The sequence below is a fragment of the Streptomyces griseocarneus genome (assembly GCF_014655595.1).
GTDB lineage: Bacteria > Actinomycetota > Actinomycetes > Streptomycetales > Streptomycetaceae > Streptomyces > Streptomyces griseocarneus.
This window is the reverse complement of record NZ_BNBL01000003.1, coordinates 35,221-60,274: the sequence shown is the minus strand read 5'-3', so window position 1 is coordinate 60,274 and position 25,054 is coordinate 35,221. Positions and strand designations below refer to the sequence as shown.

Below are 25,054 nucleotides of genomic sequence, written 5' to 3'. Positions count from 1 at the left end.
AGGGGGAAGGACTCGGTCTTTACTCGGGCTTTTAGTCGCAGGCTAGGGGCGGGGGCGGGGGTCGGGCATGCTCCGTTCGGGAGAAGTGCGCGGGGCGCGTTGTCCGCGGCGGACATGGCGGGTCCCGGCACGCCCCACGAGGTGATCATGCTCATGATCCGGGCGTGGCGGCGCCGAGGACGCTGAACTCCCCGCGCGTCGCCACTAGATTGGGCCGCGACGTCACACGCGTGCGCGCACGACCGGCCGGTGGGGGCAAGAGGGCAGCGATGGCAACCGAGGACACGTACGGAGCATCCGACACGCGCGGCCACGCCGGGCCGCCCCGGCCGGGCCCGCACGGCGCCCCGCCCATGCCGGCGCGCCCGCCGGCGCCCGTCCCGGCGGTCCCCGGCTCGCGAGGCCGCCCCGACGGGCCCCGGGACTCGCCGTTCGTGGCCTGGCTGCGCGCCCCGCGCCCGGCCGTCCAGCCGGGCGTGTGGGCCCACGAGCACCGGCCGAGGCCCCCCGAGGAGCCGGGCCGGGTCCCCGGCCGGCAGCTGATCAGCGGGGCGCTGATCGCCTTCCTGTGCGGCTGGCTGTTCTGGTCGCTGCTGTGGAACGGCTACCTCGGCCCGTACTGGACCTGGCCGCTGCGGGCCGTGATCCCCGAGTCCTGGGACGCGAACACCAAGGAGTGGTACGAGGCGTCCTACGTCTACTACGCCCTGGTCTTCGGCGCGCTGGCCGCCCTCTTCGGCCGGATCGGCCGCTGGCCCGAGCTCGGGCGCCGGTATCTGGCTCCCGCCGGCCGCCGGGCCGCCGCGCTCGTCCGGCGGGGGCTGGGGCGACGCTTCCCCGCGCTCCTCGAGCCGCCGCGGCCCGAGCGCATCCCCGACGGCACCCTGCGCGTCCGGGCCGGCCTGGCCTTCGCCGCCGCCGCCCTGCTGTGGACCCTGTGCTGGAACGGCGCCCTCGGCACGGGATGGCTGTGGCCGCTGGAGCAGTTCGGCGAGCCGTCGTGGACGATCGCCGAGTGGTCGTACGCCGCGTACACCTACTACGTGCTTTTCACCGGCGCGCTGCTCCTCCTCGCGTCCCGAGCCGGCCACTGGTCTGAGCTCCGGCGCCGCCGAAACCTCGCGCGGGAGGGCGGGCCGGTGCGCGAGACGGCGGCCGCGGCGCCCCCCGCCGCCGCACCGCGCGACCCGGCCGAGTGGGCCGCGCTGCGCGCGGCCGGCGCGCACGACGCCGCCGACCGGCTGGCGGCCGACGCCCAGGCCGGGCGGATGAACGACGTCGACCACGCCCGCATCGAGCGCGCCTGGGAGTCCGTGCGGGCCCGCCCCGACCGGCTGGCCGCGTTCACCGACACCGTGCTGCGCCACGGCGCGGCCGCGTGCGCCCACCCATCAGGGGCGCGCGACCTGCCCGTACGCGCCGCCCGGCACGACCTCGTCACCCGCCAGGTCCGCATCGGCACCGCCGCCGAGGACGAGCGCAACCCCTACGAGCACCGGGGCGCCGGCTGCGCCCTCGAACCCGCGCTGCTGGGCACCTCCCTGCTGGCCGTCGGCCCCTCCGGGTGCGGGAAGACGAGCCGGCTGGTGCGGCCCGTCCTGGAGTCGCTGTGCCTGCAGGCGCTCGCCGGACGGGCGGCGGTCGTCGCCGTGGGCGCGGCCGGCGCGGGCCTCGCGCCGGACGAGGCGTTCGACGTCGTGGTCGGCATCGGCCGCCCCGACTCCGCCTACGACCTCGACCTCTACGGCGGCACGGACGACCCCGACGAGGCGGCCGCCATCCTCGCCGAAGGGCTCGTCGGCGACCTCACCGCCGCCCTTCCCGGCGGCGACAGCCGGCGCGCCGCCACCACCCTGGCCCAGCTCCTGGGCCCGTACCGCGCGGCCCACGGCCGCTTCCCCTCCGTCCCCGAGCTGCGCGAACTCCTCGACGGCTCGTCCGCCGCGCTCGCCGCGCTGCGCGCCGCGCTGGCCGAGGGCGGCCACGACGCGCTGGTCCGCGAGATCGACGCCCGCGAGCGGCAGGCCCTGCGCCCCGGCGACGCCGGGCCCGTGCTCGCCGACCGGCTCGCGCTCCTCGACCGGCCCGCCTTCGCACGTTTCTTCAGCACCACCGACCCCGGCCGCACCTTCTCCCTGCGGGCCCTCGAGCACCCGCTGCGGGTGCGCATCGACCTGCCCGAGCGCGGGCACGCCGAGGCGTCGCGGCTGCTGGCCCGGCTGGTGCTGGCCCAGTTCACGGAGTGCGCCGCGGGCCGGGCGGACCGGTCGCTGTTCGCCTGCCTGGTGCTGGACGACGCCACCCACACCGTCACGGCGGAGGCCGTCCGGGGGCTCGGCAGGCTGCGCTCGGCCAACGCGGGCGCGGTGCTCACGCTGCGCACGCTCGACGACGTGCCCGAGGCGCTGCGCAGCACGCTGCTGGGCTCCGTCGGCTGCCGGATGGCCTTCTCCGGGGTGACGACGTGGGACGGGGCGCGGTTCGCGGAGGTGTGGGGCAAGGAGTGGGTCCAGACGCGCGACGTCACCGACCGGCAGGTGATCGCCCATGAGCCGCTGACGCGTGCCCTGCACGTGCTGCGCCACGTGGTGACGGGCCGCGCGGTCACCGCGCAGTCGGTGACGGTCCGCACGGTCGAGCGCGAGCGCTGGTCCGCGTCCGAGCTGGCCCACAAGGTGCCCGCCGGGCACGCGGTGCTGTCGGTGAGCTCGGTGCGGGGCGGGAGCGCGCCGCCGGTGCTGGTCGACCTGGAGGGGTGAGACGGCCGGGGGCGCTCGCGTTCCCGCGCAATGCTCCACTGAGGCAGAATCGGTCACAGCCGTTCATACGGGACGGCACCGTCACCGCACATGCCCCGTCCGAAGGTGCCATGCCCCTCACGCTCGCCTCGCTGGTCAACCACTCCGCGCTCAAGCTCGCCGTGCTCGCGGGAGGGGACCGGCTGGACACCCCCGTCCGCTGGGCGCACGTCAGCGAGCTCGCCGACCCCGTGCCGTGGATGGACGGCGGGGAACTGCTGCTGATCACGGCGATGAAGATCGACGCCGAGGACCGCGAGGCGATGCGCGGCTACGTGCGGCGGCTGGTGCGCGCCGGGGTGGTCGGGCTCGGCTTCGCGGTGGGCGTGAACTACGAGCGGGTGCCGGACGCGCTGATCCGGGCGGCGGAGGACGAGGGGCTGCCGCTGCTGGAGGTGCCGCGCCGCACGCCGTTCCTCGCCATCACCAAGGCCGTCTCGGCGGCGATCGCCGCCGACCAGTACCGCGCGGTGACGGCCGGCTTCGAGGCCCAGCGCGAGCTCACGCGGGCCGCGCTCGCCCCCGAGGGCCCCGCCGCGCTGCTCGCCCGGCTCGCCGCGCACCTCGGCGGATGGGCCGCGCTCTACGACGCCTCCGGCGCGGTCGTGGCCGCGGCGCCCGAGTGGGCCGCGCGGCGCGCGGCCCGGCTGAGCGCCGACGTCGAGCGCCTGCGCGCCCGGCCCGCGCCCGCCAGCGCCGTCGTCGGCGCCGACGACGACGAGGAGGGCGGCGACCGCGTGGAGCTGCAGTCCCTCGGCTCCGGCCGGCGCACCCGGGGCGTCCTCGCCGTCGGCACGGACGAGCCGCTGGGCACCGCCGAGCGCTACGCCGTGCACTCCGCGATCGCCCTGCTCACGCTCACCACCGAGCGCTCCCGCGCGCTGCAGGACGCCGAGCAGCGCCTCGGCGCGGCGGTGCTGCGGATGTTGCTGGCGGGCGAGGTGGACCACGCCCGGGCGGTGGCGGGGGAGCTGTACGGAGGCCTGCTGGAGGGCCCCTTCCGGATGCTCGTCGCGGTGGCGGCGGAGACGGACCCCCACGGGGAGCTGAGCGCGCTCGCCGACGCGGCCGACACGGCGGCGAGCCGGGCGGCCGAGCCGGTGCTGGTCGTCGCGGAGGGCGGGCGGGTGGTCGTCCTCGCCGTGGACGGCGGCGCGGCCGTCGCGGCCTGCACCGACCGGGCGCGCGAGGCGGAGGCCCGGCGCACCGCCGGCGGGGAGCGCGGCGGCCCCGCCCCGATGTCCGTGGGCCTGTCCGCCCCCACCACGGCCGCGACCGCCGGCGCCGCCTTCCACCAGGCCGAACAGGCCCTGTCCGTGGCCCGCCGGCGCGGCCGCGTCCTGGTCGGCCACGAGGAGGTCGCCGCCGGATCCGTCCTCCCGCTGCTGGCCGACGACGCCGTACGGGCCTTCGCCGACGGCATGCTGCGGGCGCTGTACGAGCACGACGCGACCGGCCGGGGCGACCTCGTCGCCTCCCTGCGGGCATGGCTCGCCCGCCACGGCCAGTGGGACGCCGCCGCCGCCGACCTGGGCGTGCACCGGCACACCCTGCGCTACCGCATGCGGCGCGTCGAGGAGATCCTGGGGCGCTCGCTCGACGATCCGGACGCCCGCATGGAGCTGTGGCTGGCCCTGAAGGCGACGTCCGGCCCCTCGGCGTAGGCGGCGGGCGGCCGGGACCTGCCAATGCGGCGCGCCCGCGAGGCCGCCTGCTCCATTGCGGACAAGCGACCGTGGAGCGCGGCGGACCTACGGTGGGGAAGCCAAAATCGTCTGCACCCCCCGGAGGGAATCCGTGACTGCTCCCCACGCGTTCTGGCTGGCCGGCCGCGAGGCCACCGGCGAGGAGACCTTCGACGTCACGAACTCCTGGGACGGCCGTCTCGTCGGCACCGTGAGCGTGCCCACCGAGGCGCAGGTCGAGGAGGCCGTCGCGGCCGCCCACGCCGTGCGCGAGGAGTTCGCGGCGACGCCCGCCCACGTGCGCACCGCCGCCCTCGACCACGTCGCCAAGCGGCTCGCCGAGCGCACCGAGGAGATCGCCCAGCTGATCTCCGCCGAGAACGGCAAGCCCATCAAGTGGGCCCGCGGCGAGGTCGGCCGTGCCGTCTCCGTGTTCCGCTGGGCCGCCGAGGAGGCCCGCCGCTTCAACGCCGGCGACGCCCAGCGCCTGGACACCGACCCCGGCTCCACCGGCCGCCTCGCGCTGACCCGCCGCGTCCCGCGCGGCACGGTCCTGGGCATCGCGCCCTTCAACTTCCCGCTCAACCTGAGCGCCCACAAGGTCGCCCCGGCCATCGCTGTCGGCGCGCCGATCATCCTCAAGCCCGCCCCGGCGACCCCGATCTCCTCCCTGATCCTGGGTGAGATCCTCGCCGAGACCGACCTGCCGGCCGGTTCCTGGAGCGTGCTGCCGGTGCCCAACGACCGCATGCCCGCCCTGGTCCAGGACGAGCGCCTGCCGGTCATCTCCTTCACCGGCTCCGGCCCGGTCGGCTGGTCGATCCTCGACTCCGCCCCGCGCAAGCACGTCACCCTCGAGCTCGGCGGCAACGGCGCGGCCGTCGTCCTCGCCGACTGGTCCTCCGAGGCCGACCTGGACTGGGCGGCGCAGCGCATCGCCACCTTCTCCAACTACCAGGGCGGCCAGTCCTGCATCTCCGTGCAGCGCGTCATCGCCGACGCCTCGCTCTACGAGCGGCTGCTGCCGAAGGTCGTCGCGGCCGTCGAGGCCCAGGTCACGGGTGACCCGTCCGACGCCTCCACCGACGTCGGCCCGCTGGTCAGCGAGGACGCCGCCAAGCGCGTGGAGGCCTGGGTCGACGAGGCCGTCGCGGCCGGCGCGAAGCTGCTCGCGGGCGGCAAGCGCGAGGGCGCGACCTACGCCCCGACCGTGCTGGCCGAGGTCCCGGCCGGCGTGACGATCGCCTGCGAGGAGGTCTTCGGCCCGGTCCTGACCATCACGAAGGCCGAGGGCGAGGACGCGGCGTTCGCGGCCGTCAACGACTCCCCGTACGGCCTGCAGGCGGGTGTCTTCACCCACGACCTGCAGACCGCCTTCCGCGCCCACCGCGCCCTCGAGGTCGGCGGCGTGGTCATCGGCGACGTCCCCTCCTACCGCGCGGACCAGATGCCCTACGGCGGCGCCAAGCAGTCCGGTGTGGGCCGCGAGGGCGTGCGCTACGCGATGGACGACTACACCTACGAGCGCGTGCTGGTCCTGACGGGCCTGGCCCTCTAGGCGACGGGCCCGCGACCGGCCCTTCACAGGTCGCGACACCAGTGCGCCCCGGGACCACCGTCCCGGGGCGCACTGCGCTTCCCGCACCCCGCTCTCCGCACTGCGCCGTCCGGCACACAGCCGTCCGCCGCGGGCCGGAAGCTTGCCGGGGGTCTGGTAGAGCCCGGACGGATCGGGTAGGTACATACGGATGAGTAGCACCGGTCGGTAGTCGACCGGGACAACTGCCCCGACTCAGACGGTGAGGTGCCCGATGACCGCACCATCCGTACGACCGGTCTCCGAGCGCGAAGCCCGCCAGGTCGCCGAGGCGGCCCGCGAGCAGGACTGGAAGAAGCCCAGCTTCGCCAAGGAGCTCTTCCTCGGCCGGTTCCGCCTCGACCTGATCCATCCGCATCCCAGCCCCGCGGCCGAGGACGTCCGGCGCGGGGAGGAGTTCCTCTCCAAGCTCCGCGACTTCTGCGAGACGCGGATCGACGGCGCCCGCATCGAACGCGAGGCGAAGATCCCGGACGAGACGGTCAACGGGCTCAAGGAGCTCGGCGCCCTCGGCATGAAGATCGACATCAAGTACGGCGGACTCGGCCTCACGCAGGTCTACTACAACAGGGCGCTCGCGCTCGTGGGCTCCGCCAGCCCCGTCGTCGGCGCGCTGCTGTCCGCCCACCAGTCCATCGGCGTGCCCCAGCCGCTGAAGCTCTTCGGCACCCAGGAGCAGAAGGAGAAGTTCCTGCCGCGCTGCGCGCGCACGGACATCACCGCCTTCCTGCTCACCGAGCCGGACGTCGGCTCCGACCCGGCCCGGCTGGCCACCGTCGCCGTGCCCGACGGCGACGACTACGTCCTGGACGGCGTGAAGCTGTGGACCACCAACGGCGTCGTCGCCGACCTGCTCGTGGTCATGGCCCGGGTGCCCAGGAGCGAGGGCCACAAGGGCGGCATCACCGCCTTCGTCGTCGAGGCCGCGGCCGACGGCGTCACCGTGGAGAACCGCAACGCCTTCATGGGCCTGCGCGGCATCGAGAACGGCGTCACCCGCTTCCACCAGGTCCGCGTGCCCGCCGCCCACCGCATCGGGCCCGAGGGCGCGGGCCTGAAGATCGCGCTGACCACCCTCAACACCGGCCGGCTCTCCATCCCCGCCATGTGCGTCTCCGGCGGCAAGTGGGCGCTGAAGATCGCCCGCGAGTGGTCCACCGCGCGCGAGCAGTGGGGCAAGCCCATCGCCCGGCACGAGGCCGTCGGCGCGAAGATCTCCTTCATCGCCGCGACCACCTTCGCCCTGGAGGCCGTCCTCGAGCTGTCGGGCCAGATGGCCGACGAGGACCGCAACGACATCCGCATCGAGGCCGCCCTCGCCAAGCTCTACTCCAGCGAGATGGCCTGGCTGATGACGGACGAGCTGGTCCAGATCCGCGGCGGCCGGGGCTACGAGAGCGCGGCCTCGCTGGCCGCCCGCGGCGAGCGCGCGGTCCCGGCCGAGCAGATGCTGCGCGACATGCGCATCAACCGCATCTTCGAGGGCTCGACCGAGATCATGCACCTGCTCATCGCCCGCGAGGCCGTCGACGCCCACCTCTCCGTGGCCGGCGACCTCATCGACCCGGACAAGTCCCTGGGCGACAAGGCGCGCGCCGGCGCCCGCGCCGGCGGCTTCTACGCCCGCTGGCTGCCCAAGCTCATGACGGGCCCCGGGCAGCTGCCGCGGACGTACGCCGAGTTCCACCCGGCCGGCCACGTCGACCTCTCCGGGCACCTGCGCTACGTCGAGCGCTCCTCCCGCAAACTCGCCCGCTCCACCTTCTACGCCATGTCCCGCTGGCAGGGCCGCATGGAGACCAAGCAGGGCTTCCTCGGCCGCATCGTCGACATCGGCGCCGAGCTCTTCGCCATGAGCGCGGCCTGCGTGCGCGCCGAGCACCTGCGCGTCCTCGGCGACCACGGCAGCGAGGCCTACCGGCTCGCCGACGCGTTCTGCCGGCAGTCCCGCATCCGGGTGGAGGAGCTCTTCGGGCGGCTGTGGGCGAACACCGACGACCTCGACCGCAAGGTCGTCTCCGGCGTGATGTCCGGTGCGTACGCGTGGCTGGAGAGCGGGATCGTCGACCCCAGCGGCGACGGACCCTGGATCGCGGACGCCACCCCAGGCCCCTCCAAGGCCGAGAACGTCCACCGCCCGATCCGCTGAGCCCGCCCCGCGACCGCCGCACCGGGACGCCCCTGTCGGGCCGTCCCGGCGCAGCGGCCACAATGGTGGAATGACGGACTCCCTCGCTGACCCGCACCTGCGCTACTCCGCCGCCGCCCACCCCGGCGGCGGACCGCGCGAGATCGTGATCCTCGGCTCGACCGGCTCGATCGGCACCCAGGCCATCGACCTCGTGCTGCGCAACCCCGGGCGCTTCCGGGTGACCGCCCTGTCGGCGGCCGGCGGCCGCGTGGAGCTGCTCGCCGAGCAGGCGCACCGGCTGGGGGTCCGCCGGGTCGCGGTGGCGCGCGCCGACAAGGCGGCCGAGCTGCGCGAGGCGCTGGCCGCGCGGTACGGCGCCGAGCCGCTGCCGGAGATCCTCGCGGGGCCCGACGCGGCCACCGAGGTGGCCCGCGGCGAGTGCCACACGGTCCTCAACGGCATCACCGGCTCCATCGGCCTCGCGCCCACCCTCGCCGCCCTCGAGGCGGGCCGGACCCTGGCCCTGGCCAACAAGGAGTCGCTGATCGTCGGCGGCCCGCTGGTCAAGGCGGTCGCCAAGCCGGGCCAGATCATCCCGGTGGACTCCGAGCACGCGGCGCTCTTCCAGGCGCTGCTGGGCGGCACCCGCGCCGAGGTCCGCAAGCTGGTCGTCACCGCCTCCGGCGGCCCCTTCCGCGGCCGTACGAAGGCCGAGCTGGCCTCGGTCACCCCCCAGGACGCCCTGGCCCACCCCACGTGGTCCATGGGCCCGGTGATCACGATCAACTCCGCCACCCTGGTCAACAAGGGGCTGGAGGTGATCGAGGCCCACCTGCTCTACGACATCCCCTTCGACCGCATCGAGGTCGTCGTCCACCCCCAGTCCTACGTCCACTCGATGGTGGAATTCACCGACGGCTCCACGCTGGCCCAGGCCACCCCGCCGGACATGCGCGGGCCCATCGCGATCGGTCTCGGCTGGCCCGAGCGGGTGCCCGACGCCGCTCCCGCCTTCGACTGGTCCCAGGCCTCCACCTGGGAGTTCTTCCCGCTCGACGAGGAGGCCTTCCCGTCGGTCGCGCTGGCCCGGCACGTCGGTGCCCTCGGCGGCACGGCCCCGGCCGTCTTCAACGCCGCCAATGAGGAGTGCGTCGATGCGTTCCTGAGCGGACAGCTGCCGTTCAATGGGATCGTGGACACCGTCGCCGAGGTGGTCGCGGAGCACGGCACCCCCGCCGCGGGAACCCTCCTGACCGTCTCGGACGTCCTGCAAGCGGAGACCTGGGCCCGCGCCCGGGCCCGTGAACTGGCGGCCCGTACGGGCGCCCGTACGGCGAAAGCGACCTCGGAGGCCCGCGCATGACGACACTGATGACCGTCCTCGGGATAGTCGTCTTCGTGGTGGGCCTGCTGTTCTCCATCGCCTGGCACGAGCTGGGCCACCTCTCGACCGCGAAGCTCTTCGGCATCCGCGTGCCGCAGTACATGGTCGGCTTCGGGCCGACGATCTTCTCGCGGCGCAGGGGCGAGACCGAGTACGGCATCAAGGCCATCCCGCTCGGCGGCTACATCCGCATGATCGGCATGTTCCCGCCCGGCGAGGACGGCCGCGTCAGCGCCCGTTCCACCTCCCCGTGGCGCGGCATGATCGAGGACGCCCGATCGGCGGCCTACGAGGAGCTCCGGCCCGGCGACGAGACCCGGATGTTCTACACGCGCAAGCCCTGGAAGCGCGTGATCGTGATGTTCGCCGGACCGTTCATGAACCTGGTCCTGGCCGTCGCGGTGTTCCTCGGCGTGATGATGTCGTTCGGCGTCAACACCCAGACGACGACGGTCTCGGCCGTCTCCGACTGCGTGGTGTCCGCCAGCGCCCCCACGGACAAGTGCCCCTCCGGTGCCAAGGACTCGCCCGCCAAGGCGGCCGGCCTGCAGCCCAAGGACCGCATCGTCGCGTTCAACGGCCACAAGGCCACCGACTGGACGACCCTGCAGAAGGAGATCCGCCGGACCACCGGCCCGGCCACGATCACCGTGGTCCGTGACGGGCAGGAGAAGACGCTCAGCGCGAACCTCATCTCCAACCAGGTCCAGAAGTACGACGGCAAGGGCGCGCCCCTCAAGGGCCAGTACGTCACCGCGGGCTTCCTCGGCTTCACGCCCGCCACCGGCGTCGTCCAGCAGTCCTTCGGACAGTCCGTCGACCGTATGGGCGACATGGTGCAGTCCGGCGTGGAGTCGCTGATCGCCCTGCCCGGCAAGATCCCCGACCTGTGGAACGCGGCCTTCGACGGCGCCGAGCGCAAGGCCGACTCGCCCATGGGCGTCGTCGGCGCGGCCCGCGTGGGCGGCGAGGTCTTCAACCTCGACATCCCGCCGTCGCAGCAGATCGCGACCATGCTCTTCCTGGTCGCGGGCTTCAACCTCTCGCTGTTCCTGTTCAACATGCTGCCGCTGCTGCCGCTGGACGGCGGGCACATCGCCGGGGCGCTGTGGGAGTCGGTCCGCCGGGCCTTCGCCAAGGTCTTCCGGCGCCCCGACCCGGGCCCCTTCGACGTCGCCAAGCTGATGCCGGTGGCGTACGTGGTGGCGGGCATCTTCGTCTGCTTCACGCTGCTGGTGCTGATCGCGGACGTGGTGAACCCGGTCCGGCTGACCTAGCGGACATCCGATTGTGGCGGCCGGGCGCGCTATGTGCCCGGCCGTCCGTGTTTGGGTGGTGTTCGGGTCGTGATGTGCCCCGGGGGGATCGCTTGCCGTAACCTCGGATGCCGGAGCCCGCCGATCTCGGGACCATGATTTAAGACCTTGGGGTTGCTCGCCTGATGACTGCGATTTCGCTGGGAATGCCTTCCGTCCCGACCAAGCTCGCCGACCGCCGGGTCAGCCGCAAGATCCAGGTCGGATCCGTGGCCGTCGGTGGCGACGCCCCGGTGTCGGTGCAGTCCATGACCACGACGCGCACCTCGGACATCGGCGCCACGCTGCAGCAGATCGCCGAGCTCACCGCGTCCGGCTGCCAGATCGTGCGCGTCGCCTGTCCGACCCAGGACGACGCCGACGCGCTGCCGATCATCGCCCGGAAGTCCCAGATCCCGGTCATCGCGGACATCCACTTCCAGCCGAAGTACGTCTTCGCCGCCATCGACGCCGGCTGCGCCGCCGTCCGGGTCAACCCGGGCAACATCAAGCAGTTCGACGACAAGGTCAAGGAGATCGCCAAGGCGGCCTCCGACGCCGGCACCCCCATCCGCATCGGTGTGAACGCCGGCTCGCTGGACCGCCGCCTGCTGCAGAAGTACGGCAAGGCCACGCCCGAGGCCCTGGTGGAGTCCGCCCTGTGGGAGGCCTCCCTCTTCGAGGAGCACGGCTTCCGCGACATCAAGATCTCGGTCAAGCACAACGACCCGGTCGTGATGGTCAACGCCTACCGCCAGCTCGCCGCCCAGTGCGACTACCCGCTCCACCTCGGCGTCACCGAGGCGGGCCCGGCCTTCCAGGGCACCATCAAGTCCGCCGTCGCCTTCGGCGCCCTGCTCTCCGAGGGCATCGGCGACACCATCCGGGTCTCGCTGTCGGCCCCGCCGGCCGAGGAGATCAAGGTCGGCATCCAGATCCTGGAGTCGCTCAACCTCCGCCAGCGCCGCCTGGAGATCGTCTCCTGCCCGTCCTGCGGCCGCGCCCAGGTCGACGTCTACAAGCTGGCCGAGGAGGTCACGGCGGGCCTGGAGGGCATGGAGGTGCCGCTGCGCGTCGCGGTCATGGGCTGCGTCGTCAACGGCCCCGGCGAGGCCCGCGAGGCCGACCTGGGCGTCGCCTCCGGCAACGGCAAGGGCCAGATCTTCGTCAAGGGCGAGGTCATCAAGACCGTCCCCGAGTCGAAGATCGTCGAGACCCTCATCGAAGAGGCCATGAAGATCGCCGAGCAGATGGAGAAGGACGGCGTCGCCTCCGGCGAGCCGACCATCAGCGTCGCCGGCTGACCCCCCCCGCACCACCGCCGCCCCGCCCGAGAGGGCGGGGCGGCGTCGTTTCCGCCCGCCAGGGGGTGCCCGCGCGGGGCGGGAGGTACAGTGCCAAGACCTGTTCCCCATGGCCTACCGCCCGCGACCGTGAGGCAATCGCACACGTGCTGACGACGACCACCACCAGGGTCCTGGAGCCCGGCGAACTCGACACCGCCCTCGCCGTCCTCGACCGCGACCCCGTGGCCAACGCGTTCGTCGCCGCACGCGTCCAGGTCGCCGGCCTCGACCCCTGGCGGCTCGGCGGCGAGATGTGGGGCTGGTACGCGGGCGGCCGCCTGGAGTCGCTCTGCTACGCGGGCGCCAACCTCGTCCCCATCTGCGCCGGCCCCGAGGCCGTACGCGCCTTCGCCGACCGCGCCCGCCGCTCCGGCCGCCGCTGCTCCTCCATCGTGGGGCCCGCCGACGCCACCGCCGAGCTGTGGTCCCTCCTCGAGCCCCACTGGGGCCCGGCCCGCGAGGTGCGCGCCCACCAGCCCCTGATGGTCGCCCACTCCATGCCCGCGCGGGTCGAGCCCGACCCGCTCGTGCGCCGCGTCCGCAGGGACGAGATGGAGCTGATCATGCCGGCGTGCGTGGCCATGTTCACCGAGGAGGTCGGCGTCTCGCCGCTCGCCGGCGACGGCGGGCTGCTCTACCAGGCCCGCGTCGCCGAGCTCGTCGGCGCCGGGCGCTCGTTCGCCCGCGTCGAGAACGGCCGCGTGGTCTTCAAGGCCGAGATCGGCGCCGCCACCCCCCGCGCCTGCCAGATCCAGGGCGTGTGGGTCGCCCCCGAGCACCGGGGGCGCGGCCTGTCCGTGACCGGCATGGCGGCCGTGCTGCGGCACGCCCTGGAGGAGGTCTCCCCGGTCGTGAGCCTCTACGTCAACGACTACAACACCGCCGCGCGGGCCGCGTACCGGCGGGTGGGTTTCGAGGAAGTCGGCGCGTTCATGAGCGTGCTGTTCTGAGGCGACCGCCGGCGTACGGGCGGGTAGCCTCCCCGGCATGAATGACATCGCGGTCGGACCGCTCGACCTCGCCGCACGGGTGGACGAGGCACTGGCCGTCCAGGCGGTCGCCTTCGGCCTCACCCCCGAAGAGGTCGGCGTGCGGCGCCACATCGTCCTGCGGCACCTGCAGTGCCCCGGTGCGCGCGCCCTGGGCGCCACCACCCCCGAGGGGCGGCTCGTGGGCTTCGTCTACGGGATGCCGAACGACCGCACGCACTGGTGGTCCACGGTCGTCGAACCGTACCTGCGCGCCAACGGCAACGACACCTGGCTGGACGACTCCTTCGTCATCACCGAGCTGCACGTCCACCCCGCCTTCCAGAACCGGCGGATCGGGCGGACCCTCATCACCGCCATCACGGCCACGGCGAGCGAACCCCGCTCCATCCTGTCCGCCATCGACAAGGAGAGCCCCGCCCGGGCGCTCTACCGCAAGCTGGGCTACCGGGACCTCGCCCGCAACGTCGTCTTCCCGAGCGCCGCGCGGCCGTACGCGGTGATGGGGGCGCCACTGCCCCTGCAGCCCTGACAAATGGTTTTGGGGCATCGGCGGGCGCCGCATACGCTCCTCGCAACCGCGCGCACGCGCGCCGGCACCTCGAAGCACCCGCGCATCCCGCGCCCCGCACGTCCGCAGGAGAGACCATGGCCCACGTCCAGCGCATGTCCACGAGCCTGATCAAGACACTGCGCGACGATCCGGCCGACGCGGAGACCGCCAGCCACAAGCTGCTGGTCCGCGCCGGCTACGTCCGCCGCTCCTCGGCGGGGGTCTGGACCTGGCTGCCGCTGGGCAAGAAGGTGCTCGACAACGTCTCGCGCGTGGTGCGCGAGGAGATGGACGCCATCGGCGGCCAGGAGGTCCTGCTGCCCGCGCTGCTGCCCAAGGAGCCGTACGAGACGAGCGGGCGCTGGGAGGAGTACGGCGAGCTGCTGTTCCGGCTGCGTGACCGCAAGGGCGCGGACTACCTGCTCGGCCCCACCCACGAGGAGATCTTCACGCTGACGGTGAAGGACCAGTGCACGTCCTACAAGGACCTGCCGGTGATGCTCTATCAGATCCAGGCCAAGTACCGGGACGAGGCGCGGCCGCGCTCGGGCGTGCTGCGCGGGCGCGAGTTCCAGATGAAGGACTCGTACTCCTTCGACACCACCGACGAGGGCCTCGCCGAGTCCTACCGCCTCCACCGCACCGCCTACACCCGCATCTTCGAACGCCTGGGCCTGGACTACCGGATCGTCTCCGCCGTCTCGGGCGCGATGGGCGGCTCGGCGTCCGAGGAGTTCCTGGCCCCGGCCGCGGCCGGCGAGGACACCTTCGTCGACTGCCCGAAGTGCGACTACGCCGCCAACACGGAGGCGGTGACCACCGCCGTGGCCCCCGCCGACCCCTCCGGCCACGGCCCGGTGGAGGAGCTGGACACCCCGGACACCCCCACCATCGAGAGCCTCGCCGAGCACCTGGGCGTGCCCGCGTCGGCGACGCTGAAGAACCTGCTCGTCAAGGTCGACGGCGAGATCACGGCCGTCGGCGTCCCCGGCGACCGCGAGGTCGACCTGGCCAAGCTGGGGGAGCACCTGGCGCCCGCCGTGGTGGAGTTGGTGACGGCCGAGGACTTCGTGGGGCGGCCGGAGCTGGTCCGGGGCTACGTCGGCCCGCAGGGCCTGGACCTGCCCTACCTCGCCGACCCGCGCGTGGCGCCCGGCACGTCCTGGGTCACCGGCGCCAACAAGCCGGACACGCACGCCCGCAACGTCGTCTGCGGCCGGGACTTCACGGTCGACCGCTACCTCGACGTCGTCGTGGTCGAGCCGGGCGACCCGTGCCCCAACTGCGGGGCCGGCCTGGAGATCGGCCGGGCGATCGAGATCGGCCACATCTTCCAGCTCGGCCGCAAGTACGCCGACGCGTTCGGCCTCGACGTCCTCGGCCCCCAGGGCAAGCCGGTCCGCGTCACGATGGGCTCCTACGGCATCGGCGTCTCGCGCGCCGTCGCCGCGCTGGCGGAGCAGACCCACGACGGCGCCGGGCTGTGCTGGCCGCGCGAGGTCGCGCCGGCGGACGTGCACGTCGTGGCGGCGGGCAAGGCCGTCCAGACGCAGCTCGCCGCGGAGCTGTCCGACCGGCTGGCCGAGGCGGGCGTCCGAGTGCTGCTGGACGACCGGGCGGGGGTGTCGCCGGGGGTGAAGTTCACGGACGCCGAGCTGATCGGCGTGCCGACGATCCTGGTCGTGGGCCGCGGGGCGGCGGACGGCGTGGTCGAGCTGAAGGACCGGCGCACCGGCGAGAAGGAAGAGGTCCCGGTGGCCGAGGTCGTCGCCCGCCTGACGGCCCGCTGACCCCGGGGAGCGGCCGGGCCGCCGTGCGCCGTCACAGCAACCCGGCGAACTCCAGCAGCAGTTCGCCCTGTCCCCGCGCCCCCAGCGCGAGCTGGTGCGCCCCCTCCCGCGCCGTGCGGAAGAGCGTCCAGCCGCGCAGGCGGCCGGGGTCGACGTCCAGCGACTCGGCCAGCTTCGCCACCCGCCGCCGCACCGCGGCCGCGGCGCCCGGGGCGGCGAGCAGGGTGTCGAGCCGGTCGCGGACCAGCCACGCCAGGTCGTAGGCCCGCTCGCCCACCAGCGGGCGCGGGGCGATGGCCAGCCAGGGCAGGCGGTCGGCGGCCAGGACGTTGCCCTGGTGGTACTCCCCGTGCAGCAGCACCGCCCCCTCGCCGGCGGGCGGTTCGGCCACCAGGGCGTCGCGCAGCTCGAGGGCCTCGTCGAGCACGGCCCGTGCGTCCGCGGCCCACGGCTGTTCGCGGTGCGCGCGCAACGCGTCGGCCAGGGCGGCCGTGTGGCCGGCCACGTCCGGGAAGGAGTGCCCGGCGGGCGGCGCCACCCACAGGCGCTGCAGCGTGGCGGCCGCCTCCAGCTGGGCCTTGGCCTCGGCCAGCGAGCGCAGGCTGACGTCGGCGTGCAGTCGCTCCAGCAGCAGCGCGCCCGCCTCGGGGGCGACGTCCAGCGCCCGCACGGCCGACCGGCCGTCCCAGTGGGCGAGCGCGGCGTGTTCGAGGGCGGCCGAGCCGTCGGGCAGGCAGAGCTTGAGGGCGACGGGCGTGCCGTCGGAGCGCCGGGCGAGCACGACCATGCTGGTCCGGCCGCCGGGCGTCTGCACCCGTTCGGGCGTCAGGTCCCAGCGCTCCAGGCACTCCCGGGCGAGGCCGGGCAGCGCGGCGAGCCACCGGTTTGCGGCGTCGCCGTACGCGGGGTCCGCGCCCAGGGTCCGAACCAGCCGCTGGGGCGGTTCGAGGCTGTCGTGCGCTGTGGCCATCCCTGAGCAGTCCCTTTCCTCGTTCACCGGTACGGCGCTCCCGCCGGTCAGACCCGCTCGGCGAGCCCAGGGAAGGCTACGCTGCCGCCGCTCCAGCGCACCGCCCGCACCGCCGCCTCGCGCAGCCCCGCGGCCGCCTCGCGGCGCAGCGACCCGGTGGAGGCCCGTACGAGATCGGCGTAGACGGCCGCGAGCCGGCGCTCCAGCTCCGCCGCCAGTCGCACCGCCGATGCCCCGTCGGTCACCGGGAAGGGCAGCGCGTACGCGGCCGAAGCGGCCTCCGGCTCGGCGCCGAGCGCGCGCACCGCGCGGCTCATCACGTCCCTGCGCGCCCGGTGGGCGTCGTACGCCTCGCGCGCCTGTGCCGAGCGTTCCTCCTCGACGCGACCGCCGACGACGCCGAAGCCGTACACGGCGGCGTGCTCCGCCGCGAGGGCGGCCTGGGCGGCCGCCACCGTCGCCCTGGCGACGGCGGAGTCCTGGGACGTCGTCATGAGCCGCCTCCGGTGAGCAGATAGGCGTGTGCCGCGCCGGCCGCGGCCACGGAGGCCAGCAGCCGGGCGAGTTGGGGGGGTGCCGAGCCGAGGTCGGCGGTGCGGGCGTCGGCGGCGCGGCGCTCGGCGTCGGCGAGCGCGCCCAGCGCCGCCTCCTCGTCGCCGGGCACCTCCGGCCGTACGGGCGGGGGAGAGGCCGAGGCGGACGGGGACGCGGACGGCGCGGCGGACCGGGCGGCGGCGGGGGCGAACGCCGTGACGTGGCGGGCGACTTCGGCCCGCAGCGGGCGCAGCCGTTCCCCGAGCGTCGCGTGCGCGGCGATCGTCGCGTCGTACCGTTGCAGCAGTCCCGCTGCGTCCCGCCCGGCGCGCGCCCGCAGCCGTTCGGCGGCCGGGGAGCGCTCGTCGGCCGCGTCCTCGCCGGCGTTCCCGCCGCCCGAGCATCCGGCGAGCAGCACGGCGGCGCCCCCGGCCATGAGGGCCGCGGCGCCTCCTGCCAGTACCCTGCGTCTGCGCGGGCCGTCGGCGCCCCGCGTCGTCGTCGTGAGCGGCACGATCCTCTTTCCGCGTCGTCCGGGCATGATCACCGCACGCGAGCGTACCGGCGCGTGGCCGCGTCGGCGTGGACCGGGCACCGAATCGTCAGTCGGCTGCCGGAACAGATAGGCTTTGACCTGACACGCGACTTTCCCACAACAGCACACGCGGCCGAGGAGTCACCCGGATGAGCACCACCCAGAGCGAGCGGCTGCGCGAGCTGCTGGCCCCTCTCGTGAGCGCGCGGGAGCTGGACCTGGAAGAGGTCGAGGTGACGCCGGCCGGCAAGCGGCGTGTGCTGCGCATCGTGGTGGATTCCGAAGAGGGCGTGCAGCTGGACACCTGTGCGGACCTGAGCCGCGACATCTCCGCCGCGCTCGACGAGACGGACGTCATGGGTGGCGCGCCCTACGTCCTCGAGGTCACCTCCCCGGGTGCGGACCGTCCCCTGACCCAGCACCGGCACTACGTCCGGGCCACCGGCCGCCTGATCAAGGCGCAGCTGGCCGAGGGCGGCGAGCTCGTCGCGCGGATCGTCTCCGTGGACGACGAGGGTCTCGACCTGGAGGTCCCGGGCGTCAAGGGCCGCAAGCCCACCGCCCGCAGGCTGGCCTTCGGCGACATCGCCAAGGCGCGCGTGGAAATCGAGTTCAACCGCAAGACGGCGGAAAAGACCGCTGACGACATTCAAGACGAGAATCAAGAGGAGGCGTAGCCGTGGACATCGACATGAGCGCCCTGCGGGGTCTGGTGCGGGAAAAGGAGATCTCCTTCGACCTGCTGGTCGAGGCGATCGAGTCGGCCCTCCTCATCGCGTACCACCGCACCGAGGGAAGCCGCCGCCGGGCCCGTGTGGAGCTGGACCGGTCGACCGGGCACGTGACGGTCTGGGCCAAGGAGGACCCGCAGGACCTCGCCGAGGGCGAGGAGCCCCGCGAGTTCGACGACACCCCGTCCGGTTTCGGCCGGATCGCCGCGACCACCGCGAAGCAGGTCATCCTCCAGCGTCTGCGCGACGCCGAGGACGAGATCACTTTCGGTGAGTTCGCCGGGCGCGAGGGCGACGTCGTCGCGGGCATCGTGCAGCAGGGCAAGGACCCCAAGAACGTCCTGGTCGACATCGGCAAGCTGGAAGCCATCCTGCCGGTCCAGGAGCAGGTGCCCGGCGAGGAGTACAAGCACGGCACGCGTCTGCGCACGTACGTCGTACGGGTGGCGAAGGGTGTCCGCGGCCCGTCCGTGACGCTCTCGCGGACCCACCCCAACCTGGTGAAGAAGCTCTTCGCCATGGAGGTCCCGGAGATCGCGGACGGTTCGGTGGAGATCGCCGCCATCGCCCGTGAGGCCGGTCACCGCACCAAGATCGCGGTGCGTTCGACCCGCTCCGGCCTGAACGCCAAGGGCGCCTGCATCGGCCCGATGGGCGGCCGGGTCCGCGCCGTCATGGCCGAGCTGCACGGCGAGAAGATCGACATCGTCGACTGGTCGGACGACCCGGCGGAGCTGGTGGCGCACGCGCTGTCCCCCGCACGGGTGAGCAAGGTGGAGGTCGTGGACCTCTCCGCCCGCTCGGCCCGGGTGACCGTGCCGGACTACCAGCTCTCCCTGGCCATCGGCAAGGAGGGGCAGAACGCCCGGCTCGCGGCGCGGCTGACCGGATGGCGGATCGACATCCGTCCGGACACCGAGCAGCAGCAGGGCGAGTAAAGGCGCACGGAAGCGGCAGGGGGCGCGCGACAAGCGTCCCCGAGCGGCCTCGATTGGTCCGTAAAACGACCGTCGAGGACCGCGCCGACCCGTGCGGGGCCTGTTCCGGGCCCGTATTCCTGGCCGATCATGGCCGAAACGCATACGCGCGCGATCAGTGCCCCGAAGGGGTGAGGTCGGCGCGGGGAGGTAGACTTAACCAGTGTCTGGCCGGACGCATGCCCGCGCATGCCCTGAGCGCACCTGTGTGGGGTGCCGGGAGCGAGCGGCCAAGGGCGAACTGCTGCGGACCGTGGTGATCGAGGGCGTCTGCGTCCCCGATCCTCGCGGTACGCTGCCCGGCCGGGGTGCCTCCGTGCATCCCACACTGGTCTGCCTCGATCTGGCGGTGCGCCGCCGGGCGTTTCCCCGGGCCTTCAAGGTCCCGGGACCGCTCGACACGGCGCGACTGCGCCAGTACGTCGAACAGACCGAGCAGCAATAGATCGGCCCCGCGAGTGTGCGGGGAGACCCACGTCAGGTACCTCGCGAGTTGGAAGTAGGTCGAGATTGCGATGAGCACTCGATGAGTACGCGATGAGTACGCCCATGAAGTAGCGACGGTCCGGCGGACACCCGGACCTAGAAGGAGCGAAGTGGCTAAGGTCCGGGTATACGAACTCGCCAAGGAGTTCGGAGTGGAGAGCAAGGTCGTCATGGCCAAGCTCCAAGAACTTGGTGAATTCGTCCGTTCGGCGTCCTCGACCATCGAGGCGCCGGTCGTCCGTAAGTTGACTGACGCATTGCAGGGACCCGGCGGCAACGCCGGCAAGTCCGCTGCGAAGCCCGCGGCGCCGCGCAAGGCTGCGCCGAAGCCGGGTGCCCCCACTCCGGGCGCCCCCCGTCCCGCTGCCCCGGCCCCCAAGCCGGCCGCCGCGGAGACCCCCAGCACCCCCAAGCCGGCAGGCGCCGCGCCGACCCCCGGTCCGCGCCCCGGTCCGAAGCCCGCTCCGGCGGCTCCGGCCAAGCCTGCCCCGGTCACCCCGGTGCCCGCCGCGGAGTTCTCCGCGCCGGCCCCGGCCCAGCCCGCCCAGGACCGCCCCGCGCCGCGTCCCGGTGGTGCCCCCGGTCCGCGCCCCGGCGCGCGTCCCGGCCCCGCCGGTCAGCGTGACGGCGGCCGTCCCGAGCGCGCCCCGCGCCCGGGTGGTCAGGGTGAGCGTGCCCCGCGTCCCGGTGGCGCCCGTCCGGCCGGTCCCCGTCCGGGCAACAACCCCTTCACGTCCGGTGGCTCCACCGGCATGGCCCGTCCGCAGGCCCCCCGTCCGGGTGGCGCCCCGCGTCCGGGTGCCGGCGGCCCCGGTGCTCCCCGTCCGCAGGGCGGCCCCGGCGCCGCCCCGCGTCCGCAGGGCGGCGCTCCGCGTCCGACCCCCGGCGGCATGCCCCGTCCGCAGGGTGCCCCCGGTGGCGCCCCGCGTCCCGGCGGTGCCCCGGCCGGTAACCGTCCGAACCCCGGCATGATGCCGCAGCGTCCCGCTGCCGGCCCGCGTCCGGGCCCCGGCGGCGGCGGTCGCGGTCCCGGCGGCGGCGCGGGTCGTCCCGGCGGCGGCGGCGGTCGTCCCGGCTTCGCCGGTCGTCCGGCCGGTCCCGGCGGCGGCGGTCGTCCCGGTGGTGGCGGCGGCTTCGCCGGTCGTCCCGGTGGCGGCGGCGCTCCCGGTGGTGGCGGCGGCTTCGGCGGTCGTCCCGGCTTCGGCGGTCGTCCCGGCGGCCCCGGTGCCCGTGGTGGCACGCAGGGCGCCTTCGGCCGTCCCGGCGGTCCGGCCCGTCGTGGCCGCAAGTCGAAGCGGCAGAGGCGCCAGGAGTACGAGGCCATGCAGGCCCCGTCCGTCGGCGGCGTGATGCTGCCCCGTGGTGGCGGCGAGACCATTCGTCTGTCCCGCGGTGCCTCCCTCACCGACTTCGCGGAGAAGATCGGCGCCAACCCGGCGTCGCTCGTCGCCGTGATGATGAACCTCGGCGAGATGGTCACGGCCACCCAGTCGGTGTCCGACGAGACGCTGACGCTCCTCGGTGACGAGATGAACTACCAGGTTCAGATCGTCAGCCCCGAGGAGGAGGACCGCGAGCTGCTCGAGTCGTTCTCCATCGAGTTCGGTGAGAACGAGGGCGGCGAGGAGATGCTCGTCTCCCGTCCGCCGGTCGTGACCGTCATGGGTCACGTCGACCACGGTAAGACCCGACTGCTGGACGCGATCCGCAAGACGAACGTCGTCGCGGGCGAGGCCGGCGGCATCACGCAGCACATCGGTGCGTACCAGGTCGCCACCGAGGTCAACGGCGAAGAGCGCGCGATCACCTTCATCGACACCCCGGGTCACGAGGCGTTCACCGCCATGCGTGCCCGTGGTGCCAAGTCGACCGACATCGCGATCCTCGTGGTGGCGGCGAACGACGGTGTGATGCCGCAGACGATCGAGGCGCTGAACCACGCCAAGGCGGCCGACGTGCCGATCGTGGTCGCGGTCAACAAGATCGACGTCGAGGGCGCCGACCCGACCAAGGTGCGCGGTCAGCTCACCGAGTTCGGTCTGGTGGCCGAGGAGTACGGCGGCGACACCATGTTCGTCGACATCTCCGCCAAGCAAGGCCTGCACATCGACAGCCTGCTGGAGGCCGTGGTCCTCACCGCGGACGCCTCGCTCGACCTGCGCGCCAACGCGGAGCAGGACGCGCAGGGTATTGCGATCGAGGCCCACCTCGACCGCGGCCGCGGCGCCGTGGCCACCGTCCTCGTCCAGCGCGGTACCCTCCGCGTCGGCGACACGATGGTCGCCGGTGACGCCTACGGCCGTGTCCGCGCGATGCTCGACGACAAGGGCCAGAACGTGGAAGAGGCGGGTCCGTCGACCCCGGTCCTCGTCCTCGGTCTGACCAACGTCCCGGGCGCCGGCGACAACTTCCTCGTCGTCGACGAGGACCGCACGGCTCGCCAGATCGCCGAGAAGCGCGCTGCGCGTGAGCGCAACGCCGCCTTCGCCAAGCGCACCCGCCGGGTGTCCCTCGAGGACCTCGACAAGGTGCTCAAGGCCGGCCTGGTGCAGGACCTCAACATCATCATCAAGGGCGACGCGTCCGGTTCGGTGGAGGCTCTCGAGTCCTCGCTGCTCCAGCTCGACGTCGGTGAAGAGGTCGACATCCGGATCCTGCACCGCGGTGTGGGTGCGGTCACCGAGTCGGACATCAACCTGGCGACCGGCTCCGACGCCATCGTCATCGGCTTCAACGTCCGCGCCGAGGGCCGTGCCACGCAGATGGCCGAGCGCGAGGGCGTCGACGTCCGGTACTACTCGGTCATCTACCAGGCGATCGAGGAGATCGAGGCGGCCCTGAAGGGCATGCTGAAGCCGGAGTACGAAGAGGTCGAGCTCGGTACGGCGGAGATCCGCGAGATCTTCCGCTCGTCCAAGCTGGGCAACATCGCCGGTGTCCTCATCCGCTCCGGCGAGGTCAAGCGCAACACCAAGGCGCGCCTCATCCGCGACGGCAAGGTCATCGCGGAGGAGCTCAACATCGTCGGTCTGCGTCGCTTCAAGGACGACGTCACCGAGATCCGCGAAGGCTTCGAGGGTGGTATCAACCTCGGAAACTTCAACGACATCAAGATCGACGACGTCATCGCGACGTACGAGATGCGCGAGAAGCCCCGCGGCTGAATCGCATAGCTCGACCCGGGGCCGGTCGGCGGATCATATTTCCGTCGATCGGCCCCGGCCGTTGCGTGTACGGTTCGAAGAGGTCGTACATCAGGTACCGCGAGGTACCGGCACACAACTCACGCCTCCCGGGTGGGCCTCACCCGTAACGCATGTATGCAGGGACACTGTCCTTCGATCTTCTCCTCGGCGACGTACGGTCGCTGAAGGAGAAGCGCTCCGTCGTCCGCCCGATCGTCGCCGAGCTGCACCGCAAGTACGCGGTGAGCGTGGCGGAGGTCGGCGACCAGGACCTCTACCGCCGGGTCACCATCGGCGTGGCGGCGGTCTCCGGGGACGCGGGGCACCTCACAGACCTACTGGACCGCTGCGAGCGCTGGGTCGCCGCACGTCCTGAAGTGGAGCTGCTGTCGGTACGGCGGCGGTTCCACGGCGACCATGACGACTGAAGCGGTCGGCTGGCGCCGAGAGCACAATGCTGGAAGACGAGAAGGAGACGGACCAGTGGCCGACAACGCGCGGGCGAAGAGGCTGGCGGACCTCATCCGCGAGGTGATCGCTCAGAAGCTGCAGCGCGGAATCAAGGACCCGCGGCTCGGCTCGCATGTAACCATCACGGACACCCGGGTCACCGGTGACCTGCGGGAGGCCACGGTCTTCTACACGGTCTACGGCGACGACGAGGAGCGCGCCAGCGCGGCCGCCGGGCTGGAGAGCGCCAAGGGCATCCTGCGCTCCGAGGTCGGCCGTGCGGCGGGCACCAAGTTCACGCCGACCCTGACCTTCGTGGCGGACGCCCTGCCGGACAACGCCCGGGCGATCGAGGACCTCCTCGACCGGGCGCGGGCCTCGGACGCCCAGGTGCGCCAGGCCTCCTCGGGCGCCGCCTACGCCGGCGAAGCGGACCCGTACCGCAAGCCCGGCGAGGACGGGGACGACAAGGACGCTGCCGCCGAATGAAGCAGAAGTACAGCGGCCCGGACGGCCTGATCATCGTCGACAAGCCGGCCGGCTTCACCTCGCACGACGTCGTCGCCAAGATGCGGGGCATCGCCCGCACCCGGCGCGTCGGCCACGCGGGGACGCTCGACCCGATGGCGACCGGCGTGCTCGTCCTCGGCGTCGAGCGCGCCACCAAGCTCCTCGGTCACCTCGCGCTGACCGAGAAGGAGTACGTGGCGACCATCCGCCTCGGGCAGAACACGGTCACGGACGACGCGGAGGGGGAGATCACCTCCTCCGCGGACGCCTCCGGCGTCACGCGCGAGGCCATCGACGCCGGGGTCGCGAAGCTGACCGGCGCCATCATGCAGGTGCCGTCCAAGGTCAGCGCGATCAAGATAGACGGCGTGCGCTCGTACAAGCGGGCGCGCGAGGGCGAGGACTTCGAGATCCCCGCCCGGCCGGTGACGGTCTCGTCCTTCACCGTGCACGCCGTGCACCCCGCCGAGGCGGAGGACGGCACGCCGGTGCAGGACCTGCTGGTCTCCGTCGTCTGCTCCTCCGGCACCTACGTCCGGGCCCTCGCCCGCGACCTGGGCGCCGACACGGGCGTGGGCGGCCACCTCACGGCGCTGCGGCGCACCCGGGTCGGTCCGTACGGCATCGGCGACGCCCGCACGCTCGAGGCGCTCCAGGAGGAGCTGACCGTGATGCCCGTCGCCGAGGCGGCGTCCGCCGCCTTCCAACGCTGGGACGTGAACGCCGAGCAGGCCCGCCTGCTGGCCAACGGCGTCCGGATCAAGGTGCCGGCGTTCGAGACGACCGGCCCCATCGCGGTCTTCGGCCCCGACGGCCGCTTCCTCGTGCTGGTGGAGAACCAGGGCGGCAAGGCCAAGAGCCTGGCCGTCTTCGTCTAGCGACGCCGCGGCGGCCGCCCCGAGGCGGCGCCGCACACCGTGGGGCGGGGAGCGCGCATCGCGCGATCCCCGCCCCACGATCCCCCTCCCACTGGTCTCTATCCATCCGGGACTGATGATTCACCCCAACGGGCAGGCGCTCGGAGTGAACCAGGGGGGTGCAAGGGGGCGCGTTCAGGATGTGATCTGGTCTCGCCGATCACCCGCTGCCTACCGTCGTGTGGACGAGC

General features: G+C 73.4%; 20 protein-coding genes. 17 read left to right on the top strand and 3 right to left on the bottom strand.

Annotation, left to right across the window (positions count from 1 at the left end):
* Positions 1-269 precede the first annotated feature (269 nt).
* The 10 genes from IE295_RS08970 (at position 270) to IE295_RS08925 (ending at position 15,568) form a co-directional block, all read left to right on the top strand.
* Positions 270-2,759 carry an ATP/GTP-binding protein gene (locus IE295_RS08970; RefSeq protein WP_190063033.1) on the top strand — a complete coding sequence of 830 codons (2,490 nt, stop codon included), beginning with the start codon at positions 270-272 and terminating at the stop codon, positions 2,757-2,759.
* Positions 2,760-2,869: 110 nt separating this feature from the next.
* A complete protein-coding gene (locus IE295_RS08965) occupies positions 2,870-4,462 on the top strand; it encodes a PucR family transcriptional regulator (RefSeq protein WP_190063032.1) in 1,593 nt (530 codons plus the stop codon).
* A 133-nt stretch (positions 4,463-4,595) separates the two neighbouring features.
* A complete protein-coding gene (locus IE295_RS08960) occupies positions 4,596-6,041 on the top strand; it encodes an aldehyde dehydrogenase family protein (RefSeq protein ID WP_190063031.1) in 1,446 nt (481 codons plus the stop codon).
* A 253-nt stretch (positions 6,042-6,294) separates the two neighbouring features.
* Positions 6,295-8,229 (top strand): acyl-CoA dehydrogenase family protein, encoded by a 1,935-nt coding sequence (locus tag IE295_RS08955; protein ID WP_190063030.1) that lies wholly within the window; start codon positions 6,295-6,297, stop codon positions 8,227-8,229.
* A gap of 70 nt (positions 8,230-8,299) precedes the next feature.
* Positions 8,300-9,574 (top strand): 1-deoxy-D-xylulose-5-phosphate reductoisomerase, encoded by a 1,275-nt coding sequence (gene dxr / locus IE295_RS08950; RefSeq protein ID WP_190063029.1) that lies wholly within the window; start codon positions 8,300-8,302, stop codon positions 9,572-9,574.
* Positions 9,571-10,872 (top strand): M50 family metallopeptidase, encoded by a 1,302-nt coding sequence (locus IE295_RS08945; RefSeq protein WP_190063028.1) that lies wholly within the window; start codon positions 9,571-9,573, stop codon positions 10,870-10,872. Before dxr ends, IE295_RS08945 begins: the two co-directional genes overlap by 4 nt.
* Before the next feature lie 164 nt (positions 10,873-11,036).
* Complete coding sequence (ispG, locus tag IE295_RS08940; RefSeq protein ID WP_190063027.1) at positions 11,037-12,194, top strand: flavodoxin-dependent (E)-4-hydroxy-3-methylbut-2-enyl-diphosphate synthase; 1,158 nt, start codon at positions 11,037-11,039, stop codon at positions 12,192-12,194.
* 146 nt (positions 12,195-12,340) lie between these two features.
* Positions 12,341-13,186 carry a GNAT family N-acetyltransferase gene (locus IE295_RS08935; protein ID WP_190063026.1) on the top strand — a complete coding sequence of 282 codons (846 nt, stop codon included), beginning with the start codon at positions 12,341-12,343 and terminating at the stop codon, positions 13,184-13,186.
* A gap of 37 nt (positions 13,187-13,223) precedes the next feature.
* The gene (locus IE295_RS08930; protein WP_190063025.1) at positions 13,224-13,757 is read left to right on the top strand and encodes a GNAT family N-acetyltransferase; all 534 of its coding nucleotides are present in this window, start codon (positions 13,224-13,226) and stop codon (positions 13,755-13,757) included.
* Positions 13,758-13,873: 116 nt separating this feature from the next.
* Positions 13,874-15,568: a proline--tRNA ligase gene (locus tag IE295_RS08925; RefSeq protein WP_190063024.1), complete on the top strand. Its 1,695-nt coding sequence runs from the start codon at positions 13,874-13,876 to the stop codon at positions 15,566-15,568.
* 31 nt (positions 15,569-15,599) lie between these two features.
* Here the strand turns inward: IE295_RS08925 and IE295_RS08920 are convergent, their stop codons facing one another.
* Genes IE295_RS08920 through IE295_RS08910 form a run of 3 tightly spaced genes read right to left on the bottom strand, consistent with a single transcriptional unit; the run spans position 15,600 to position 17,586 of the window.
* Positions 15,600-16,538 carry an aminoglycoside phosphotransferase family protein gene (locus IE295_RS08920; RefSeq protein WP_190063023.1) on the bottom strand — a complete coding sequence of 313 codons (939 nt, stop codon included), beginning with the start codon at positions 16,536-16,538 and terminating at the stop codon, positions 15,600-15,602.
* A gap of 47 nt (positions 16,539-16,585) precedes the next feature.
* A complete protein-coding gene (locus IE295_RS08915; RefSeq protein WP_190063022.1) occupies positions 16,586-17,032 on the bottom strand; it encodes a ferritin-like domain-containing protein in 447 nt (148 codons plus the stop codon).
* Positions 17,029-17,586, bottom strand: coding sequence for a hypothetical protein (locus IE295_RS08910; protein ID WP_190063021.1), 558 nt, complete (start codon positions 17,584-17,586; stop codon positions 17,029-17,031). Before IE295_RS08910 ends, IE295_RS08915 begins: the two co-directional genes overlap by 4 nt.
* Before the next feature lie 170 nt (positions 17,587-17,756).
* On the opposite strand from IE295_RS08910, the gene rimP reads away from it, so the two are divergent.
* From rimP to truB, 7 genes are all read left to right on the top strand, one after another.
* Positions 17,757-18,284 (top strand): ribosome maturation factor RimP, encoded by a 528-nt coding sequence (gene rimP / locus IE295_RS08905; RefSeq protein WP_190063020.1) that lies wholly within the window; start codon positions 17,757-17,759, stop codon positions 18,282-18,284.
* A 2-nt stretch (positions 18,285-18,286) separates the two neighbouring features.
* A complete protein-coding gene (gene nusA / locus IE295_RS08900; RefSeq protein ID WP_190063019.1) occupies positions 18,287-19,276 on the top strand; it encodes a transcription termination factor NusA in 990 nt (329 codons plus the stop codon).
* A 202-nt stretch (positions 19,277-19,478) separates the two neighbouring features.
* Complete coding sequence (locus tag IE295_RS08895) at positions 19,479-19,760, top strand: YlxR family protein (protein WP_190063018.1); 282 nt, start codon at positions 19,479-19,481, stop codon at positions 19,758-19,760.
* A gap of 151 nt (positions 19,761-19,911) precedes the next feature.
* On the top strand, positions 19,912-22,965 hold the full coding sequence (infB, locus tag IE295_RS08890; RefSeq protein ID WP_190063017.1) for a translation initiation factor IF-2: 3,054 nt from the start codon (positions 19,912-19,914) through the stop codon (positions 22,963-22,965).
* Between the two features lie 152 nt (positions 22,966-23,117).
* Complete coding sequence (locus IE295_RS08885; protein ID WP_190063016.1) at positions 23,118-23,414, top strand: DUF503 domain-containing protein; 297 nt, start codon at positions 23,118-23,120, stop codon at positions 23,412-23,414.
* Between the two features lie 55 nt (positions 23,415-23,469).
* Positions 23,470-23,925 carry a 30S ribosome-binding factor RbfA gene (gene rbfA, locus IE295_RS08880; protein WP_190063015.1) on the top strand — a complete coding sequence of 152 codons (456 nt, stop codon included), beginning with the start codon at positions 23,470-23,472 and terminating at the stop codon, positions 23,923-23,925.
* Positions 23,922-24,824: a tRNA pseudouridine(55) synthase TruB gene (gene truB / locus IE295_RS08875; RefSeq protein WP_190063014.1), complete on the top strand. Its 903-nt coding sequence runs from the start codon at positions 23,922-23,924 to the stop codon at positions 24,822-24,824. Before rbfA ends, truB begins: the two co-directional genes overlap by 4 nt.
* The last annotated feature ends 230 nt before the right edge of the window (positions 24,825-25,054 follow it).

Coding starts and splice junctions, on each gene's coding strand:
- IE295_RS08970 (WP_190063033.1), top strand. CDS start 270: ATGGCAACCGAGGACACGTACGGAGCATCCGACACGCGCGGCCACGCC.
- IE295_RS08965 (WP_190063032.1), top strand. CDS start 2,870: ATGCCCCTCACGCTCGCCTCGCTGGTCAACCACTCCGCGCTCAAGCTC.
- IE295_RS08955 (WP_190063030.1), top strand. CDS start 6,295: ATGACCGCACCATCCGTACGACCGGTCTCCGAGCGCGAAGCCCGCCAG.
- dxr (WP_190063029.1), top strand. CDS start 8,300: ATGACGGACTCCCTCGCTGACCCGCACCTGCGCTACTCCGCCGCCGCC.
- IE295_RS08945 (WP_190063028.1), top strand. CDS start 9,571: ATGACGACACTGATGACCGTCCTCGGGATAGTCGTCTTCGTGGTGGGC.
- ispG (WP_190063027.1), top strand. CDS start 11,037: ATGACTGCGATTTCGCTGGGAATGCCTTCCGTCCCGACCAAGCTCGCC.
- IE295_RS08930 (WP_190063025.1), top strand. CDS start 13,224: ATGAATGACATCGCGGTCGGACCGCTCGACCTCGCCGCACGGGTGGAC.
- IE295_RS08925 (WP_190063024.1), top strand. CDS start 13,874: ATGGCCCACGTCCAGCGCATGTCCACGAGCCTGATCAAGACACTGCGC.
- IE295_RS08920 (WP_190063023.1), bottom strand. CDS start 16,538: ATGGCCACAGCGCACGACAGCCTCGAACCGCCCCAGCGGCTGGTTCGG.
- IE295_RS08915 (WP_190063022.1), bottom strand. CDS start 17,032: ATGACGACGTCCCAGGACTCCGCCGTCGCCAGGGCGACGGTGGCGGCC.
- rimP (WP_190063020.1), top strand. CDS start 17,757: ATGAGCACCACCCAGAGCGAGCGGCTGCGCGAGCTGCTGGCCCCTCTC.
- IE295_RS08885 (WP_190063016.1), top strand. CDS start 23,118: ATGTATGCAGGGACACTGTCCTTCGATCTTCTCCTCGGCGACGTACGG.
- truB (WP_190063014.1), top strand. CDS start 23,922: ATGAAGCAGAAGTACAGCGGCCCGGACGGCCTGATCATCGTCGACAAG.